Source organism: Halomonas marinisediminis, assembly GCF_004347715.1.
GTDB classification, from domain to species: domain Bacteria; phylum Pseudomonadota; class Gammaproteobacteria; order Pseudomonadales; family Halomonadaceae; genus Halomonas; species Halomonas icarae.
Map to the genome: position 1 here is coordinate 1 of NZ_SLTR01000044.1, position 1,200 is coordinate 1,200.

General features: G+C 59.1%; 1 protein-coding gene. It reads left to right on the top strand.

What is annotated here, in order from left to right:
• Window positions 1–1,200 (top strand): hypothetical protein (locus E0702_RS19080; protein WP_165927555.1); only part of this gene is annotated, 1,200 nt, incomplete at both ends.

Consider the following 1,200-nt stretch of genomic DNA (forward strand, 5'->3'; position numbering starts at 1 on the left):
GGCAGCATCACGCTCGACGACAGCAGTGCCGAAGCCGCCACCGGTAACCTGGCGATGACCGCCGGCCAGCGCATTCTTCTGACCAAGACCGATGACGGCATCGATAACCTGGATGCCGGCAGCACCCTGACCGCCGGCAGCGGCAATCTGGCGCTGAATGCCGGCAGCGGTATCCAGTTGGACAGCGCGTCCAGCGGCATTGCCAGCGGTAGCGTGGCCGCCAACACTACCGTCGGTGATCTGACCATTATCGACGAGAGTTCCCTGACCGCTACCGATGGCAATATGAACCTTGATGCCGGTAACGACGTTGTCGTTACCAATGGTTCCAACGCCACGGCAAGCGGTGATATGACGATGACTGCGGGCCAGAACGTCACGGTCCAAAACGGAAGCCAGGCTACCGCCAAGGGGGGGCTGACCGCTAATGCGAAAGCCGGCGACCTCAAGGTCGACAGCGGCAGTGGGCTGACCGCCACCGAAGGCAATATGAACCTTGATGCCGGTAACGACGTTGTCGTCATCAGCGGTTCTACCGCTACGGCAAACGGCGATATGGCGATGAACGCCGGCCAGGATGTCACGGTTCAATACGGAAGCCAGGCTACCGCCAAGGGGGATCTAACCGCTAATGCGAAAACCGGTGATCTCAAGGTCGACAGCGGCAGTGGGCTGACCGCCACTGAAGGCAATATGAACCTTGATGCCGGTAATGACGTTGTCGTCATCAGCGGTTCTACCGCCACGGCAAACGGCGATATGAAGATGACCGCGGGTCAGAGTGTCACGGTTCAATACGGAAGCCAGGCTACCGCCAAGGAGGATCTGACTGCTAATGCGAAAGCCGGCGATCTCAAGGTTGACAGCGGCAGTGGAATGACCGCCACTGAAGGCAATATGAACCTTGATGCCGGTAATGACATTGTCGTCATCAGCGGTTCTACCGCCACGGCAAACGGCGATATGACGATGACTGCCGGCCAGAACGTCACGGTTCAATACGGAAGCCAGGCTACTGCCAAGGAGGATCTAACCGCTAATGCGAAAACCGGTGATCTCAAGGTCGACAGCGGCAGTGAGCTGACCGCCACTGAAGGCAATATGAACCTTGATGCCGGTAACGGTGTGGAGGTCGCCGACAGCCGGCTGACCGCAGGCGACGGCATGACCGTCGATGCCGTCGAGGCAGGCATTACCTTG